This is a genomic window from Enterobacter genomosp. O (assembly GCF_001022965.1).
GTDB lineage: Bacteria > Pseudomonadota > Gammaproteobacteria > Enterobacterales > Enterobacteriaceae > Enterobacter > Enterobacter cloacae_L.
Map to the genome: position 1 here is coordinate 137,929 of NZ_LECZ01000024.1, position 16,291 is coordinate 154,219.

The following is a 16,291-nucleotide window of genomic DNA, read 5'->3' on the forward strand; positions in this document are numbered from 1 at the left end:
CGTTATGACGTACACCGCCTGTATCGACGGATAAACACAGGCTGGCTTCGGCATCATAGCGGTCACCGGGCGTTGTCGCCAGCGGATAATCGTGAACAGATGCTGCATTGCTGGCATTTACGCCAGCAATGCAGTGAGCTTAGAAGAGACGGTATCCGTAACCCCAAAGGATGACCGTCAGCGCCAGTAGCGCCTCCAGGACCAGCACGCCGATGGCGAGCGTTGAGCTGGAGAAGCTCAGGCCCTCTTCTTTATTGATATTCAGGAAGGTAGGGACCCCCAGATACAGCAGATAGCCGGTGTAAAAGAGGGCAATAGTACCGATCAGCGCGCACAGCCAGACCAGTGGATAGAGCGCAACAATACCGCTTAAGAACAGCGGGGTCGCGACATACCCGGCGAAGACCATACAGTGCGTAAGCGATGGACGCTGCGGATAGTTACGCGCCATCCAGTGTATAACGCGCCCCATAACCGCCACACCCGCCAGCATCAGGCCATAAAAAACGATGGCCAGATAAAGCCCGGTAAACCATGAAAGCTGAACCACGGTGCCATCACCGAAGTTCCAGCCGATTTGTGTTGTTCCAATAAAGGCGCATATTACCGGCACCGCCGCCATCAGCAGCACGTGGTGCGTGTAATGATGCGAGACCGTTTCGTTCTCACTTTTAATGACATGCATCTCACGATCGGGATGGGAGAAAAGTCCCCAGACATGGTTCATAGCGCCCCCTTGTTGTCGGCCCGTCATCGATACCTTAAGTATAATGCAGGCTTTAGATTATTTTCTGTACAGTGGGAAATTTCCGTTGATTTCCCCGCTGTTGATTCATGGGGTATATGATTAACGAGGGAATGCTGAGGGAGATAACGTTCACGTAATGGATATCAACAGTCTTATTGAACAATACGGATACGCCGCGCTGGTCATCGGCAGCGTGGCAGAAGGCGAAACGATTACGCTGTTGGGCGGCGTCGCCGCGCATCAGGGGTTGCTGAAATTTCCGCTGGTTGTTGCCGCGGTCGCGCTGGGGGGCATGATTGGCGATCAGCTGCTCTACTTTCTGGGGCTGCGCTTTGGTCCAACGCTGCTTAAGCGTTTTGCGAAACACAAAAAGAAAATCAATCGCGCGCAGCGTCTGATTCAGCGCCATCCTTACCTGTTCGTAATTGGTACCCGCTTTATGTACGGCTTCAGGATTATCGGACCAATACTGATAGGCGCCAGCCGTCTGCCGCCAAAAATTTTCCTGCCGCTCAATGTTGTTGGCGCGATTGCCTGGGCGCTGATCTTTACGACGCTCGGTTACGTCGGCGGCGAAGTGATTGCCCCATGGCTGCATAATCTCGACCAGCACCTGAAGCACTGGGCGTGGTTGATTCTGGTGGTCGTGGCGGTGATCGGGGTCAGGCTGTGGCTGAAGCATCGGGAAAAGAGGCGGGATGAGGAGTGAGTGCGGTCTGATGCCCTCACCCCCGCCCTCTCCCACAGGGCGGAGGAATCCCCGGTAATTTTTTTAACCGGAAGCGGTGAATTTTGTATCAGGAAAATGAATAAACTACAGCGACGCCCTGGTCCGGCTGTAAATCGCTGAGGCGTTTGCCTTCCGGCCGGGGCGAGGCGCAGGGATGCGCCGAGAGGGCGGGCTTTACAGGGATGTTACCTCCGCCCGTCCCCGACAAGCCGGAAGGAATAAGCCGAAGGTACCGCGAAGCGGCGATTTACCGCCGGGAGCCCGGGTCGCCAGGGTGGTGGCGATTGAGCCACCCTGGCACGTTCACCGGTCATGTCGTTACAGAGTAGCAAGGGACATAAAGTGAACGGAATAACCTCCACAGCCGTATGTTCCCCCTCACCCCAGCCCTCTCCCTCAAGGGAGAGGGGGCCGTCTGTGCAGGCATTATTTTGTGGGGATCCCTCAGCCCACAGGGAGAGGGTTAGAGTGAGGGGAACCTACCCTTCCGGCTTAAACTGCGGGTTCGCCAGCATAAAACCCCCGTCGACAATAAACGATTGCCCCGTCGTGTAGCTGGCGTCGCTGTCGCACAGCCACGCCACCAGGCTGGCAATCTCTTTCGTGTGGCCCGGCCTTGCCAGCGGGATTTCCGGCATTGAACCTTCCTTCACTTCGCTGTCGTCCATATCATTCATCGGCGTGGCAATAGCGCCCGGCGCGACGGCGTTCACCAGAATATTGTGCTTAACCAGCTCCATCGCCATGGACTTGGTTAACCCGCCGAGGGCATGTTTTGCCGCCGTGTAGGCGCTGGCCTCCGGCAGCGGCGTGTGCTCATGTACCGAGGTGATATTCACAATCCGCCCCCCTTCTCCCTGCTTCACCATCTGCCGAGCGGCAATCTGCGAACAGAGAAACGCGCCGTCCACGTCGACGGTGAATATGTTCCGCCAGTCGTCAAACGGCATCTCAAGGAAGGGCGCTTTGGTCATCGCCCCCGCATTATTAACCAGCACGTCCAGCCGTCCGAAGCGCGCAATCAGCGTTTCAATGGCTTTGGCGCCTTCCGGCAGCGTGCTTAAATCAAGATGGATCGCCTCTGCGCGCTGCCCCTGCGCTACGACCTCCCGGCAGGTTTCCAGCGCCCCTTTTTCATCCGAGTGCCAGGTGACGCCGATATCAAACCCGCGTTCGGCGAGCATCAGGGCCGTGGTTTTACCAATCCCGGAATCCGATGCGGTCACAATCGCTACTCTGGTCATACTCACCTCCTGAAAAACTGCAAAGAGGTAAGTATAGATAATGACCATTTTTAGCCATGATGATAGCCACCGCCCAGCGCGGACGTCAGCTGCAGCGTGGCGTCGACATACTGGCCTTGCAGCATCACGCCGGCGAGATGTTCCTTGAGGGCCGGTATTCTGGCTTCACTGACGCGGGAACTCGCAATGATACCCGCGCTAAAGCGCGCCTGCGCCAGCGCCAGCACCCGTGCCGCATCTTTTTCAACCTGCTGCTGCTGGCGGTTCTTCGCCGTCAGCGTTTCGACCTCACTGGCCGTACGCGCCACCTGATTGACGGCCTCTACCACCGCTTTGTTGTAGTTCGCCACCGAGAGATTGTTCTGCGCCTGGGCGATATCAAGGTTGGCGTTCAGCCTGCCGCTGTCGAAAATCGGCAGCGTCAGCCCGGCGGTCACGCCCATCTGCTGCGCTGACGCGCGGAACAGATCGCTGAGGTGGAGCGCATCCTGCTGTAAGAAGGCCATCAGGTTCACGTCTGGATAGAAAGCCGCTCTGGCGGCCTCCACCTCGCTCATTGAGGCCTCAATATACCAGTGCGCTTCCTGGAGATCCGGACGGCGTGCCAGCAGTTCATATCCCAGCGTCGCCGGTAAGGCGGCGTCTACCGTCGGCAGCGCGTGCCGCGTAAGCGTCACGGAGGAGGAATTCGTCAGCGCGACAAGGCGCGCCTCTACGACCTTCATCTTCCCGTTGACTTCCGCCAGCTGCTCTTCGGTTTTGCTGGCGTTGATATCGGTTTCGACCCCTTCCACGGAGGAGGTGATCCCGTGCTGATACAGCTCGCGGTCGGCGCCAATAATATTTTCCTGCTCGCGTTTAATTTGCGCGAGGACCTCCCCCGCAGCGGCCTGAGTTTGCCACTCCCAGTAGAGCCGCGCCACGCTGCTGGCCAGCAGCTGTCGGGTCTGCTCAAGCTCCGCTTTTTGCGCATTCACTTTGCCGATTCGGGCCTCGACCTGCGCGCGGTTTTTTCCCCACAGATCGAGATCCCAGCCTGCCGTCAGGCCAAAGGTGCCGTTGGTGTACCACGGCCCGGTAGTACCTGCCGCCGGGTCGGTAATGGCGAAGGGCCCCATCAGCCCTTCGGCGGACATTTTCTGACGTTCGGCATCCGCTGAAAAATCAATCTGCGGACCGTCGGCGGCCATAGCGGCTTTTGCCTGCGCTTCGGCAAGCGTAATGCGCTGACGGGCAATCTGCATATCCGGCGCATCGTTCAGTGCTTTTGCAATAAGCCCGGTTAGCTGAGGATCGTTATATTCCTTCCACCACTCATTTTTCGGCCAGCCCTGATGAGTGAGAACCGTATTCACCGACGCCGTGACCGGCTGGGTTTGAATAGCGGATACCGTGGCATGCTGCGGCGCACAGCCGAAGAGAATAAATGTCAGTGGAGCACTCAGAGATAAAATAAGAAAACGTTTCATTACGCCATTCACGCAAAAAATAAAGGCGCAAATTACGCCTGATGCCGTTCTTTTTTTTAGTAATGCGTGGCAATGCGCAATTAGTCATACATTTTCATATTCAGAAAATTATACACCCTGCAAATAAATTAAATTAAAGAATTCATCTTACTTATGAATTGACTGCTACACTTACAGTCGACATACATACGCAGGAGAAGCGAATGAAAATATTACTGTGGGTTATTTTAATTATATTTCTGATAGGACTGCTGGTGGTCACCGGCGTATTCAAGATGATTTTCTGATTCATTTGCCCGGCGCATCGCCGGGCAAATTGCCTATATTAGGCTTTCAGCGAAGCGCCTTTCGTCGCAATGACCTCTTTATACCAGTAGAAGCTTTTCTTGCGGCTGCGCGCCAGCGTGCCTTTTCCGCTGTCATCGCGATCGACGTAAATAAAGCCGTAGCGCTTAGAGAGTTCAGCTTTAGACGCGCTCACCAGGTCGATTGGCCCCCAGCTGGTATAGCCCATCACCTCTACACCGTCGTCAATGGCTTCCCGCACCTGCACCAGGTGATCGTTGAGATAGCTGATGCGGTAGTCGTCCTGCACCACGCCGTCAGCGTCCGGTTTATCCTTCGCACCCAGGCCATTTTCCACGATAAACAACGGCTTCTGATAGCGATCCCAGAGGACGTTTAACAGGGTACGCAGGCCTATCGGGTCAATCTGCCAGCCCCACTCGGAGCTGGCCAGATGCGGGTTGGGCACCATGCTCAGGATGTTGCCGCGCGCCTGCTGGTTGAGGGCTTCATCCGCGGTAACGCAGCCCGTCATGTAGTAGCTGAACGAGATAAAATCGACGGTCGATTTCAGCGCCTCGCGATCGGCATCCGTCACCTCAAGCTGGATCCCGCTGTCGCGGAAGAAGCGCTGCATATACCCCGGGTAGGCGCCGCGGCACTGCACGTCGCCAAAGAATTGCCACGCGCGGTTTTCCTGCAGCGTCTCCAGAACATCTTCCGGCTTGCAGGTCAGCGGATACATCAGGCCGCCCAGCAGCATGTTGCCGATTCTGGCATCCGGGATAATCTCGTGGCAGGCCTTCACCGCCAGCGCGCTGGCCACCAGCTGGTGGTGGATTGCCTGGTACACCTCCCCTTTGCTGCTGGTCTCCGGCAGGCCCACGCCGGTCATCGGCGCGTGCAGAGACATATTGATCTCGTTGAAGGTCAGCCAGAGCTTCACCTTCTCCCTGTAGCGCGCAAACACGGTGCGGGCGTAGCGTTCAAAGAATCCGATAGTCTGACGGCTGCCCCAGCCGCCGTACTGCTTCACCAGGCCCCACGGCATTTCGTAGTGGGACAGCGTCACCAGCGGCGTGATGTTGTGCGCGGCCAGCTCGTCAAACAGCCTGTCATAAAACGCCAGCCCCGCCTCATTCGGCTGCTGCTCGTCACCGTTCGGGAAGATACGCGTCCAGGCAATGGAGACGCGCAGGCAGCTAAAGCCCATCTCGGCGAACAGCTTGATGTCTTCCGGATAGCGGTGATAGAAGTCGATGGCGACATCCTTGATGCCGCTGTCCCCTGGGACGCGCTCAACTACCGGACCGAAGACCCCCTGCGGCTGAACGTCTGAGGTGGACAGCCCTTTACCCTCCTCCAGATACGCGCCTTCTACCTGATTCGCGGCTACCGCGCCGCCCCATAAAAAATCGTCCGGGAAAGTTTTCATCACGTTCTCCTGTTATTGATGGCTTACGCTGAGCAGCGGCGCACCGGCGCTGACGGACGTTGCCGCCACGGTCACCACGTCACGATACTCATCGCTGTTAATGATAATAATCGGGGTCGCCAGGTCGTATCCGGCATCGATAATCGCCTGTCGGTCAAACTCCAGCAGCAGGTCGCCGGGCTGTACCCTGTCGCCTACCTTCACGTGGGCGGTGAACGGTTTACCATCGAGCTTCACGGTGTCGATACCCACGTGGATCAACACTTCAATCCCGCTGTCGCTGAGCAGGCCAATGGCGTGTTTGGTCTGGAACAGCGAGGCCACCACGCCAGCAAACGGGGCAACCACTTTGTTATCGGAAGGAATAATGGCGGCACCGCTGCCCAGCAGGCCGCTGGCAAACGTGGTATCCGGCACCTGGTCGAGCGCCAGCACGGTACCGGTCATCGGAGCCAGCACGTCGTTTTCACCCGCTGGCGCAACCACCTCGGGCGCTGAGCGTGCTGGCATGCCCGCCACTAGCGTCAGGCCGCAGCTCAGCACCAGCGCCACCGCGGTGCCGATAAGACCGCCCCACAGCGTGGCGTCTATCCCACCCGGCGGAATCATCTGGGCGATAGTAAAGATATTGGCGAAACCGAAGGAGTAAACGTGGGTATCGCTGAAGCCGACAATCGCTCCGCCGATAGCCCCCGCCACGCAGCCAAAGATAAACGGACGGCGCAGCGGCAGGTTGACGCCATAGACCGCCGGTTCGGTGATACCAAATATCCCGGCCGTGACCGATGAGCCTGCCAGCATCTTCTGGCGGGCATCGCGGGTACGAATAAAGATCCCGAGCGCCGCCCCCACCTGGCCAAACACCGCGGGCAGTAACATTGGCAGCATGGAGTCATGTCCCAGCACCGCGAGGTTGTTAATCATCAGCGGCACCAGCCCCCAGTGCAGGCCAAAAATGACGCAGACCTGCCACAGCGCGCCCATCGCCGCACCCGCCAGCCACGGCGCCAGAACGTAGATGCCCTGATAGCCGTTCGCCAGCATCTGGCTCAGCCAGGTCGCCAGCGGCCCGATAACCAGGAAAGTCAGCGGCACGGTCACGCCTAAGCAGATCAGCGGCGCGAAAAAGTTTTTCATCGAGGAAGGCAGCAGCCTGGTGCTCTGTTTTTCCAGCCAGCAGCTCACCCACGAGGCGAGAATAATCGGGATCACCGACGAGCTGTAGTTGAACCACGTGACGGGGATGCCTAAAAAGGCTTCCGATACCGCACCCGGCTGCTGGCTGGCGTTAAACGCCGCAATCATCATCGGATGGGTGAGCGCCCCGCCGATCACCATGGTAATAAACGGGTTGCCGCCGAATTTTTTCCCCGCGGTATAGCCCAGCACCAGCGGGAAGAAGAAGAACAGCGCGTCGCTGGCGGCGAACCAGATTTTATAGGTACCGCTTTCGGGGGTGAGCCAGCCGCAGACCACCGCCAGCGCCAGCAGCCCCTTCAGAATACCGGAGGCTGCCAGAATGCCGATAAACGGGGTGAAGATCCCGGAGACGATGTCGATCAGGCGGCCCAGCAGGTTGCCCTTGTCGCCCTTCTCCTCCACGGCTGGCGCATCGTCAGTGAGCCCGGCCTCTTTGCGCACCGCCTGCCAGACGTCATGCACGTGGTTGCCAATCACCACCTGAAACTGGCCGCCGCTTTCAACCACCATGATCACGCCCGGGTTTTTCTTCAGCCCTTCCGCGTCCGCTTTCTGGGTATCTTTCAGTTTAAAGCGAAGCCGGGTCGCGCAGTGGACAAGGCTGACAATGTTCTCTTTTCCGCCAACGTGGCCGAGAATATCCGTCGCTAAAGCCTGGTATTCCATCTCGATTTCCTTACATCCGATGCCCGCAGGCACCTGTTGACTGAGTATAAAAATAAAAAAAACCCGAGAACGTCCTCCTTTCGAAGGCCGCACTCAGGTTTTGCCTGCGTTATGCAGTAACAATCCAGATTTGAGGCTTAACGCCCCTCTTTTCTCACCCGTTCAATATGAATGGCGAGGAACATAATTTCTTCAGTTGTCAGCTCGCGCTGATAGCTTTTATGCAGATGCTGCGCGATTTTCTCGGCGCATTTCCACGCTTTCGCGTAGTTGTCCTTTACCGCGGTATGCAGCGAGACGTCGTCATCCTCCACCACGGTGCGGGTGAGCATCCGCTGGGCAAAAAACTTCAGGTGGGTGACAAAACGCTGATAGCTGAGCGACTCTTCGTCATATTCAAGCTGCAGCTGATACTTCACCAGCTGCAGGATCTCCTGCATCACCCTTGTCACGTGCATCACTTCCGGCATTTCGCTGTTCAGCTGCGCGGTCACCAGGTGCAGGGCAATGAACCCGGCCTCATCCTCCTCCAGTTCGACGTTCAGGCGTCTGGCGATAATGGCCCGCGCCTCCTGCCCTAACTCGAACTCCTTCGGATACAGCCGCTTGATATCCCACAGCAGCACGTTTTTGATCGCCAGCCCTTTCTTCTGGCGTTCAATCGCAAAGTAGCAGTGGTCTGTTAAGGTGATGTACAGACTTTCCTGCAATTTCCCTAGCCGCTGCGCCGCTAACTCAATGATACGATCGCAGGTGGTCATCACCTCCAGCGGGATCTGGCTCAGCAGCTCCCCGAGACGCCGCACCAGCTCATCGCTTTGCAGCGCAAACACCTTTTCAATCAGAGCGGTATCCAGCGCTTCACCGACGCGCTTCTGAAAGGCCAGCCCACGGCCCATCACCACCTGTTCGCGCCCGCGCTCATCCTGAACAACCACCACATTATTATTAAGAATTTTGGCGATTTTCATCGGAACCCCAGAAACAAAAAAACCTGACCTCCGGCAGATGCCAGAAAATCAGGTTTTGCCTGCCGAAGCAGTAACAATCCAGTTCTGGCACTCTATCAGTTTCATTCGTAGCCTCAATGCCTCACGCATCAGAAACGTGACGCGGATCGAACTTGCTACGGTGATATCAGAAGCTCACCACCGTTTTCAGCTCGGTTACCCAGGCGTCCTGCGTGCGGGAAACCCCTCCCGGATGGTGCCAGTACTGAATACCCGGCTGCAGCTCCAGCCAGGACACCGGGCGGAAACGGTAGTAAAACTCGCCGTTCAGGGAATGGCCCGGCACCGGGTGATATGCCGGATTGTTATAGTCCGCGACGCCGCTCAGGCTGTTCTGGTAACGCTGATTGCGGGCGTACTGGCTGCTCATATCAATCCAGGTTAAGCCGAAGCCAATCCAGTCTTCCGGCCGCGCATCAAAAAGCCCGCGGTAGCGCAGCGAGGCGGCGTAAACCTGGTGCATATAGTTAGTGCTTTGATCCGCAAGGCTCATGCTGAACGAGGTGCTCAACCCGCGATTCGGATCGTCATGATGCTGCGTAAGCTGCTGGTTCAGACCGGCGTACATAAACCAGGTCCGGTTGTGCGTTTCAAACCCTTCCGGGTCCGTCGCGCCCGCCCCGCCGGATTTGCCGCGATAGAGATCGGTTTGCGGCGCGTTGGTAAACACCACGCCCAGGTTATACGCGCCCGGCAGGCCGTTAATCAGCGGACGCGCTTCGATTTCAACCGGCAGCAAGACCCCTTTACTGCCCTTTGTCGACCAGCTCCACGCGTGGCTGCGGCTGGAGGCCTCCGGGTTTTGCTCCATCACGCCGCCTTTTAAGGTGACGGTTGGCGTGAGCTTATACTCCAGCGTGGTGCCCCAGGTGTGCACGTTCCAGTTGTTCCAGGTCAGCGAGTTGGCCGATTTCCCGCCGCACTGCGACAGCAGCTGGAAATCACACGGGATGATCTGGTCAAAGGTCTGCACCTTGTTCATCATCCCGATGCGCCAGGTCAGACGCCGGTCGTCAAAGCTGCGGGCAAAGGTCAGCCAGCCCAGGCGGGTAATGGACTGCCCGCCCCAGCTCTCCTGGGTCAGATCGTTGAAGTTGACGCGCGGATCCTGAACGCGTTTGGTGGTGAGATCGTCGTTGTGGTTGCGGTTGACGATGTTCCCTTCGATACGTGCATCCGGGATGCCGGTCCAGCGCTCCAGATCCTGGTTAAAGGTCAGCGCAAACTGGTCGATATACGCCACGTGGGAATCATGGTTATAGCCCCCGCCGCCGTTCCAGCCGATTTCATTTAAATAGCCGAGATTGTACGTAAAGCCGTTATCGTTGAGGATTTTTCGAACGCCAAGCATTTCGCCGAGAAGGGGAGCCGGCGGAGCCTCGAAGCCTAATACCGTTCCGTTCCAGTCTTGCGCCATCGACAGCGGGGATATCGTCAATAAGGCGAACGCGTAGAGTTTATTTTTATATGCCATTTTAACAACCTGTGAATGAGTATTTAGTGCGTAACCGGCCGCAGGAAATTTTTCTATTTCCTGTCGATATTTCATTTTTTAAAATCAGTAAAAAGCGCTAAGCCAAATGTCTCTCCTGCGTAAACGACAGGCAAAAAAAAACCTAAGCGCTCCACAGCGAGAAAGCTGTGAAACGCTTAGGTTTTGCCTGTTAACCAGTAACAATCCTGCGTTGAAAACAGTGGCACCTTAACACCGTCGCGCCACGTTGAAAACCTGAACTGTTTTCTGGTTTAAAAAAGTGTGAGCAATTTAACGCTTATTATTTTGACTGGATCACCCGGGCAATATCAGCAGAAGTCTGTAATGTCCTAATCTCCTGAAATAAACCCAGCGCTTCATCGTACTCTTTGCGTAAATAACTCAGCCACTGCTTAATTCGCGCCACGTGATACAAACCGGTGTCGCCCTGCTTTTCCAGACGACTGTATTTTTGCAGCAGCGTGACGACGTCTTCCCACGGCATACGCGGCTCGTTATATTTTACCACCCGGCTAAGGTTAGGTACGTTTAGCGCACCGCGGCCGATCATTACCGCATCGCAGCCGGTGGCGTTCAGGCAGGCCTGCGCGCTCTCGTAATCCCAAATTTCGCCGTTGGCGATCACCGGAATGGTGAGGCGCTTGCGGATCTCACCGATCGCCTGCCAGTTAATGCGATCGGCCTTGTAGCCATCGTCTTTGGTGCGGCCATGCACCACCAGCTCGGTAGCCCCGGCCTGCTGCACCGCATCGGCGATTTCAAACTGCCGCGCGTCGCTGTCCCATCCCAGGCGCACCTTAACCGTTACCGGCAAGTGCGAGGGCACGGCCTCACGCATCGCTTTCGCACCGCGGTAAATCAGCTCAGGATCTTTTAGCAGCGTCGCCCCGCCGCCGCTGCCGTTCACCAGCTTCGACGGGCAGCCGCAGTTGAGATCCACGCCGTAAGAGCCCAGCTCAACCGCGCGGGCGGCGTTTTCCGCCAGCCATTCTGGATACTGGCCGAGCAGCTGAATACGCACCAGCGTGCCGGAAGAGGTGCGGCTGTTGTTGTGCAGCTCGGGGCACAGGCGGAAGAAGGATTTTACCGGCAATAACATATCGACCACGCGCAGAAATTCCGTCACGCAGAGATCGTAGTCGTTCACTTCGGTCAGAAGCTCGCGCACGAGGGAGTCGAGCACGCCTTCCATTGGGGCCAGTAAAACACGCATATCAGTACCTGTAAAAAAAGACGCGCTATAGTAGCCGCTCTCTATATCGCTGGGAAGCGCTTCTGTTCAGGGAGAAAGTCACCCGGCGTTGCCCCAACAATGGCGCGAAACGCCGCCGCAAATGCCGCCGGTCCGGAAAACCCCAGCATCCAGGCTACCTGCTTAACCGGGTATCCGTTTGCGAGCAGATCCAGCGAGGCACAAATCCTTGCACGCTGCCGCCAGGCCCGGAAGCTAAAGCCGGTATCTTTGATAAACGCGCGCGAAAATGTGCGTTCAGACATCGCGGCCCGTTCCGCCAGCCTTTCCAGAGAAAGATCCCAGAGATTGTTGGCAATGATGTCACAGGCAACGCGGTGTAAGCGCTCATCCACGGGCATCGGCAGTTCGGCCGAAATCTGCTGCGTCTCGCTGAGGATATCGAGCAGCAAAACGGCCATGCTGCGCTGGCTTGCCGGGCGGTATTCCGCGCTGAACAGCCCGGCAATCAGCTCTTTGAACAACGCAGTCGCCATAATCACGTGAACCTCTTCTTTCCGCTTAAAAGGCTCACATTGCGATATCAGCGTCGGGCTAAACCAGACCGCGCGGAGCTCCGTTGTGGATAGCACGCTGTAGGTGTGTTCCTGAAAGGGAGGGATCCACAGCGCGCGCTGCGGCGGTATGACCCAGCGTTTGCTACCGGTTTCGACCAGCATGACCCCTTTGATGGCAAACAAAAGTTGTCCCTGCGAATGCTGGTGAGGCGGATCCACTTCGCCGCGCGTATAGCTAATGGCCCCTCTTGACCATCCGATGGCATCGTCGTGAATTGGCGTTTTATCGATAACGGTTGGCATTTCACATTCCCCCCTTCCTCTTATGATGCTGCTTGTACACGTAACCAGAGAGAGACGCAATGCACATCCATTTTATCATTCATGAACATTTCGAAGCGCCAGGTGCCTATGAGACCTGGGGGAAAAATCGCGGCTGTAGTCTGAGCTACACCAGAGTATATAAGGGCGATCCTTTACCCGAGGAGCTGGGGCGCACAGACCTGCTTATCATCATGGGAGGCCCGCAGTCACCCGCCACCACGCTTGAGGAATGCCCCTGGTTTGATGCGCAGGCGGAAAAGGCACTCATCAGCCGCGCGATAGAGGCAGGTAAAACGGTGATAGGCGTTTGTCTGGGCTCACAGCTTATCGGTGAGGCGCTGGGCGCAGCGTTTTGTCATAGCCCGGAAAAAGAGATCGGCAAATTTCCCATCAGGCTCACGGATGCAGGCAAGGCGAACCCGCTGTTTGAAGACTTTGGCAGCGTGCTGAACGTCGGTCACTGGCATAACGACATGCCGGGGTTGACGCCGCAGGCTAAGGTGCTCGCTTACAGCGAGGGCTGTCCTCGCCAGATTGTGCAATACGGCGAACGGGTTTACGGTTTTCAGTGCCATATGGAACTGACGCCGGAGGCGGTAGAGCTGCTGATTGAGCATTCGCAGAACGACCTCCGCCGTGCGGGTGAATTCCGTTTTGTCGAAACGGCGGAAAAAATCCGCTCCCATGATTATGGCGAAATGAACCAGGCGCTGTTTTCCTTTCTCGATAAACTCACCGCCTCGCGCTGATGCAATCTCTGGCGCGTCACTTCGCCAGCGCAATCCCTTTCCTCTAAACTGTAGCCTGTCTCCGTAAGGTGATACCGGACGTTCCATTCTGGAATGTCTGGTATGCTCAAAATTCATGATGTGATCCGTGGCACATTTTTAGGTTTAATTGTATGATGAATGCGTTTCAGCAAGGACTATCACCATGAGTAAATCATTGAACATTATCTGGCAATATCTGCGCGCATTCGTCCTGATTTACGCCTGCCTGTATGCCGGGATTTTCATCGCGTCGCTGCTGCCCATCGTCATTCCCGGCAGCATTATCGGTATGCTGATCCTCTTTGTTTTGCTGGCATTGCAAATCCTGCCCGCAAAGTGGGTCAACCCCGGCTGCTTCGTTCTCATTCGCTATATGGCGCTGCTTTTCGTGCCTATCGGCGTCGGGGTCATGCAGTATTTTGATTTGCTCAAGGCCCAGTTCGGCCCGATTGTGGTCTCCTGCGCGGTCAGTACGCTGGTGGTTTTCCTGGTAGTGAGCTGGAGTTCGCATCTGGTGCATGGCGAACGTAACGTGATTGGGGAGAAAACAAAAAAATGATGGCCAATATCTGGTGGTCGCTGCCGTTAACCCTGGCGGTGTTCTTCGCCGCGCGTAAGCTTGCTGCACGTTTCAAAATGCCGTTGCTGAACCCGCTGCTGGTGGCGATGGTGGTCATTATTCCGTTCCTGCTGCTCACCGGCATTCCTTATGAACGCTACTTTGCCGGCAGTACAATTTTAAACGACCTGCTGCAACCTGCCGTTGTCGCGCTGGCCTTTCCGCTTTATGAGCAACTGCACCAGATCCGCGCTCGCTGGAAATCCATCATTACGATCTGTTTTGTGGGCAGCCTTGTGGCGATGATCACCGGGACGTCGGTGGCGCTGCTGATGGGGGCCTCTCCGCAGATTGCGGCGTCTATCCTGCCTAAATCTGTCACCACCCCTATCGCGATGGCGGTCGGCGGCAGCCTCGGCGGTATTCCGGCCATCAGCGCGATGTGCGTTATTTTCGTCGGGATTCTCGGCGCGGTGTTTGGCCACACCCTGCTGAACGCGATGCGTATTCATACGAAGGCTGCACGTGGGCTGTCGATGGGCACCGCCTCGCACGCGCTGGGCACCGCCCGCTGCGCGGAGCTGGATTATCAGGAAGGGGCATTTAGCTCTCTGGCGCTGGTGATCTGCGGGATTATCACCTCCCTGCTGGCCCCGTTCATTTTCCCGCTGATTCTGGCGGTGATGGGCTAAAATTTGCGATACGTCGCGCAAATTTCATTTTGATTTCATAAGTTGCATACATAATGAGAAGTGGATCACATATAAAGCCCTGACGGCTCCGTAAACTACCGATCCATTAACCTTTATGAGGCAAACGCCATGCACCCACGTTTTCAAGCTGCTTTCGCCCAGCTTGCAGAGAATTTGCAGTCAGCCCTGGCTCCCGTTCTGGCAGATGCACACTTCCCCGCCCTGCTGACGGCTGAGCAGGTCACGATGCTGAAACAGGCAAAGGGACTGGACGAAGACGCGCTGGCTTTCGCACTGCTCCCCCTGGCCGCCGCCTGCGCGCGGGCCGATCTCTCCCACTTCAACGTCGGGGCTATTGCGCGCGGCGTCAGCGGCACCTGGTACTTCGGCGGCAATATGGAGTTCCTGGGCGCAACCATGCAGCAAACCGTTCACGCCGAGCAGAGCGCCATCAGTCACGCCTGGCTGCGCGGTGAAAAAGCGCTGAGCGCCATTACCGTGAACTACACCCCGTGCGGCCACTGCCGTCAGTTCATGAACGAGCTGAACAGCGGGCTGCAGCTGCGCATCAACCTGCCGGGTCGCGCGCCGCACACGCTGGCGGATTACCTGCCGGACGCGTTTGGCCCGAAAGATCTGGAGATCAAAACGCTGCTGATGGACGAGCAGGACCACGGTTTCGCCCTGTCCGGCGATGACCTGAACCAGGCGGCTATTGCCGCTGCCAACAAGAGCCATACGCCGTACAGCAAGTCCCCGAGCGGCGTGGCGCTGCAGTGCCGCGATGGCCGTATCTTTAGCGGCAGCTATGCGGAAAACGCCGCGTTTAACCCAACGCTGCCGCCGCTGCAGGGCGCACTTAACCTGCTGAGCCTGAACGGTTATGACTACCCTGACATTCAGCGCGCCATTCTGGCAGAAATGGCCGATGCGCCGCTGATTCAGTGGGATGCAACCGCCGCGACGCTTAAGGCGCTCGGCTGTACAACGATTGACCGCGTGCTGCTTGCGTGATCCTTCCGGCGGGCAGAAATGCCCGCTCGTTTGCTGAAAAACCCCTCAGTTGAGTCTCTGTTTCTTGCGCTAACCAGGCGGGTAAAGTAGCCTGAGTTAAATTTCACCTTCGGTACGAGCCATCTGCATGTTAAAGCGCGTTTTTTACAGCCTGTCTGTCCTGGTCGGCATACTGCTGTTGATCGTGCTGGGTCTCGATCGCTGGATGAGCTGGAAAACCGCCCCCTACATTTTTGATGACCTGCAGGACCTGCCCTATCGTCAGGTTGGCGTGGTGCTCGGCACCGCCAAGTACTACCGCACCGGCGTCATAAATCAGTATTACCGTTACCGCATTCAGGGCGCGCTGAACGCCTACAACAGCGGCAAGGTGAACTACCTGCTGTTGAGCGGGGATAACGCCCTGCAAAGCTATAATGAACCGGTGACGATGCGTAAGGACTTGATTGCCGGGGGCGTAGACCCTGCCGATATCGTGCTCGACTATGCCGGGTTCCGCACCCTGGACTCCATCGTGCGCACGCGCAAAGTCTTCGACACCAACGACTTCATCATCATCACCCAGCGCTTCCACTGCGAGCGCGCGCTGTTTATCGCCCTGCATATGGGCATTCAGGCGCAGTGCTACGCGGTGCCGTCGCCAAAAGATATGCTGAGCGTGCGCGTCCGCGAGTTTGGCGCCCGTTTTGGTGCCCTGGCCGACCTCTATATTTTCAAACGCGAACCGCGCTTCTTAGGCCCGCTGGTGCCGATCCCGGCGATGCATGAAGTGCCGGAAGATGCGCAGGGTTACCCGGCGGTGACGCCGGAGCAGCTGCTGGATATGCAGAAAAAAGAGAAAAAATAGGCCTGCCTTTATACTTTCTTTACGCCGCCCCTGACGCTTTTTATCCCCCCTTTA

Annotated in this window: 14 protein-coding genes and 1 pseudogene; 6 read left to right on the forward strand and 9 right to left on the reverse strand. The window is 56.9% G+C overall.

What is annotated here, in order from left to right; genetic code table 11:
• Window positions 1-139 precede the first annotated feature (139 nt).
• Window positions 140-727, reverse strand: a complete 588-nt coding sequence (locus ABR39_RS08245; RefSeq protein WP_047346547.1) for a Yip1 family protein — start codon at window positions 725-727, stop codon at window positions 140-142.
• A 157-nt stretch (window positions 728-884) separates the two neighbouring features.
• Here ABR39_RS08245 and ABR39_RS08250 point away from each other — a divergent pair, with 157 nt between their 5' ends.
• Complete coding sequence (locus ABR39_RS08250) at window positions 885-1,457, forward strand: DedA family protein (RefSeq protein WP_047346548.1); 573 nt, start codon at window positions 885-887, stop codon at window positions 1,455-1,457.
• Between the two features lie 500 nt (window positions 1,458-1,957).
• Here the strand turns inward: ABR39_RS08250 and ABR39_RS08255 are convergent, their stop codons facing one another.
• From ABR39_RS08255 to ABR39_RS08290, 8 genes and pseudogenes are all read right to left on the reverse strand, one after another.
• Entirely contained in the window at window positions 1,958-2,722 is a 765-nt protein-coding gene (locus ABR39_RS08255; RefSeq protein WP_082132638.1) for an SDR family oxidoreductase, read from the reverse strand.
• Between the two features lie 50 nt (window positions 2,723-2,772).
• Window positions 2,773-4,191, reverse strand: coding sequence for a multidrug resistance outer membrane protein MdtQ (mdtQ, locus tag ABR39_RS08260; RefSeq protein ID WP_047346549.1), 1,419 nt, complete (start codon window positions 4,189-4,191; stop codon window positions 2,773-2,775).
• A gap of 325 nt (window positions 4,192-4,516) precedes the next feature.
• The gene (locus tag ABR39_RS08265) at window positions 4,517-5,911 is read right to left on the reverse strand and encodes a glycoside hydrolase family 1 protein (RefSeq protein WP_047346550.1); all 1,395 of its coding nucleotides are present in this window, start codon (window positions 5,909-5,911) and stop codon (window positions 4,517-4,519) included.
• 12 nt (window positions 5,912-5,923) lie between these two features.
• Window positions 5,924-7,890, reverse strand: a pseudogene (gene bglF / locus ABR39_RS08270) (PTS beta-glucoside transporter subunit IIABC).
• A 24-nt stretch (window positions 7,891-7,914) separates the two neighbouring features.
• Entirely contained in the window at window positions 7,915-8,748 is an 834-nt protein-coding gene (licT, locus tag ABR39_RS08275) for a BglG family transcription antiterminator LicT (protein ID WP_047346552.1), read from the reverse strand.
• Window positions 8,749-8,914: 166 nt separating this feature from the next.
• Window positions 8,915-10,204 carry a carbohydrate porin gene (locus ABR39_RS08280; RefSeq protein WP_430748973.1) on the reverse strand — a complete coding sequence of 430 codons (1,290 nt, stop codon included), beginning with the start codon at window positions 10,202-10,204 and terminating at the stop codon, window positions 8,915-8,917.
• A 358-nt stretch (window positions 10,205-10,562) separates the two neighbouring features.
• Window positions 10,563-11,495 (reverse strand): tRNA dihydrouridine(16) synthase DusC, encoded by a 933-nt coding sequence (dusC, locus tag ABR39_RS08285; protein ID WP_047346554.1) that lies wholly within the window; start codon window positions 11,493-11,495, stop codon window positions 10,563-10,565.
• A gap of 41 nt (window positions 11,496-11,536) precedes the next feature.
• Window positions 11,537-12,334, reverse strand: a complete 798-nt coding sequence (locus ABR39_RS08290; RefSeq protein ID WP_047346555.1) for an AraC family transcriptional regulator — start codon at window positions 12,332-12,334, stop codon at window positions 11,537-11,539.
• Window positions 12,335-12,393: 59 nt separating this feature from the next.
• Here ABR39_RS08290 and ABR39_RS08295 point away from each other — a divergent pair, with 59 nt between their 5' ends.
• From ABR39_RS08295 to sanA, 5 genes are all read left to right on the forward strand, one after another.
• On the forward strand, window positions 12,394-13,104 hold the full coding sequence (locus tag ABR39_RS08295) for a type 1 glutamine amidotransferase (protein WP_047346556.1): 711 nt from the start codon (window positions 12,394-12,396) through the stop codon (window positions 13,102-13,104).
• Between the two features lie 184 nt (window positions 13,105-13,288).
• A complete protein-coding gene (locus ABR39_RS08300; RefSeq protein WP_047346557.1) occupies window positions 13,289-13,684 on the forward strand; it encodes a CidA/LrgA family protein in 396 nt (131 codons plus the stop codon).
• Window positions 13,681-14,376 carry a CidB/LrgB family autolysis modulator gene (locus tag ABR39_RS08305; RefSeq protein WP_047346558.1) on the forward strand — a complete coding sequence of 232 codons (696 nt, stop codon included), beginning with the start codon at window positions 13,681-13,683 and terminating at the stop codon, window positions 14,374-14,376. The genes ABR39_RS08300 and ABR39_RS08305 overlap by 4 nt, the downstream gene beginning before the upstream one ends.
• Window positions 14,377-14,505: 129 nt before the next feature.
• Window positions 14,506-15,390 carry a cytidine deaminase gene (gene cdd, locus ABR39_RS08310; protein WP_047346559.1) on the forward strand — a complete coding sequence of 295 codons (885 nt, stop codon included), beginning with the start codon at window positions 14,506-14,508 and terminating at the stop codon, window positions 15,388-15,390.
• A gap of 127 nt (window positions 15,391-15,517) precedes the next feature.
• Window positions 15,518-16,237 carry an outer membrane permeability protein SanA gene (gene sanA, locus ABR39_RS08315; protein WP_047346560.1) on the forward strand — a complete coding sequence of 240 codons (720 nt, stop codon included), beginning with the start codon at window positions 15,518-15,520 and terminating at the stop codon, window positions 16,235-16,237.
• The last annotated feature ends 54 nt before the right edge of the window (window positions 16,238-16,291 follow it).

Coding starts and splice junctions, on each gene's coding strand:
- mdtQ (WP_047346549.1), bottom strand. CDS start 4,191: ATGAAACGTTTTCTTATTTTATCTCTGAGTGCTCCACTGACATTTATT.
- cdd (WP_047346559.1), top strand. CDS start 14,506: ATGCACCCACGTTTTCAAGCTGCTTTCGCCCAGCTTGCAGAGAATTTG.
- ABR39_RS08265 (WP_047346550.1), bottom strand. CDS start 5,911: ATGAAAACTTTCCCGGACGATTTTTTATGGGGCGGCGCGGTAGCCGCG.
- ABR39_RS08280 (WP_430748973.1), bottom strand. CDS start 10,204: ATGGCGCAAGACTGGAACGGAACGGTATTAGGCTTCGAGGCTCCGCCG.
- ABR39_RS08305 (WP_047346558.1), top strand. CDS start 13,681: ATGATGGCCAATATCTGGTGGTCGCTGCCGTTAACCCTGGCGGTGTTC.
- sanA (WP_047346560.1), top strand. CDS start 15,518: ATGTTAAAGCGCGTTTTTTACAGCCTGTCTGTCCTGGTCGGCATACTG.
- ABR39_RS08255 (WP_082132638.1), bottom strand. CDS start 2,722: ATGACCAGAGTAGCGATTGTGACCGCATCGGATTCCGGGATTGGTAAA.
- licT (WP_047346552.1), bottom strand. CDS start 8,748: ATGAAAATCGCCAAAATTCTTAATAATAATGTGGTGGTTGTTCAGGAT.
- ABR39_RS08250 (WP_047346548.1), top strand. CDS start 885: ATGGATATCAACAGTCTTATTGAACAATACGGATACGCCGCGCTGGTC.
- dusC (WP_047346554.1), bottom strand. CDS start 11,495: ATGCGTGTTTTACTGGCCCCAATGGAAGGCGTGCTCGACTCCCTCGTG.
- ABR39_RS08245 (WP_047346547.1), bottom strand. CDS start 727: ATGAACCATGTCTGGGGACTTTTCTCCCATCCCGATCGTGAGATGCAT.
- ABR39_RS08300 (WP_047346557.1), top strand. CDS start 13,289: ATGAGTAAATCATTGAACATTATCTGGCAATATCTGCGCGCATTCGTC.
- ABR39_RS08295 (WP_047346556.1), top strand. CDS start 12,394: ATGCACATCCATTTTATCATTCATGAACATTTCGAAGCGCCAGGTGCC.
- ABR39_RS08290 (WP_047346555.1), bottom strand. CDS start 12,334: ATGCCAACCGTTATCGATAAAACGCCAATTCACGACGATGCCATCGGA.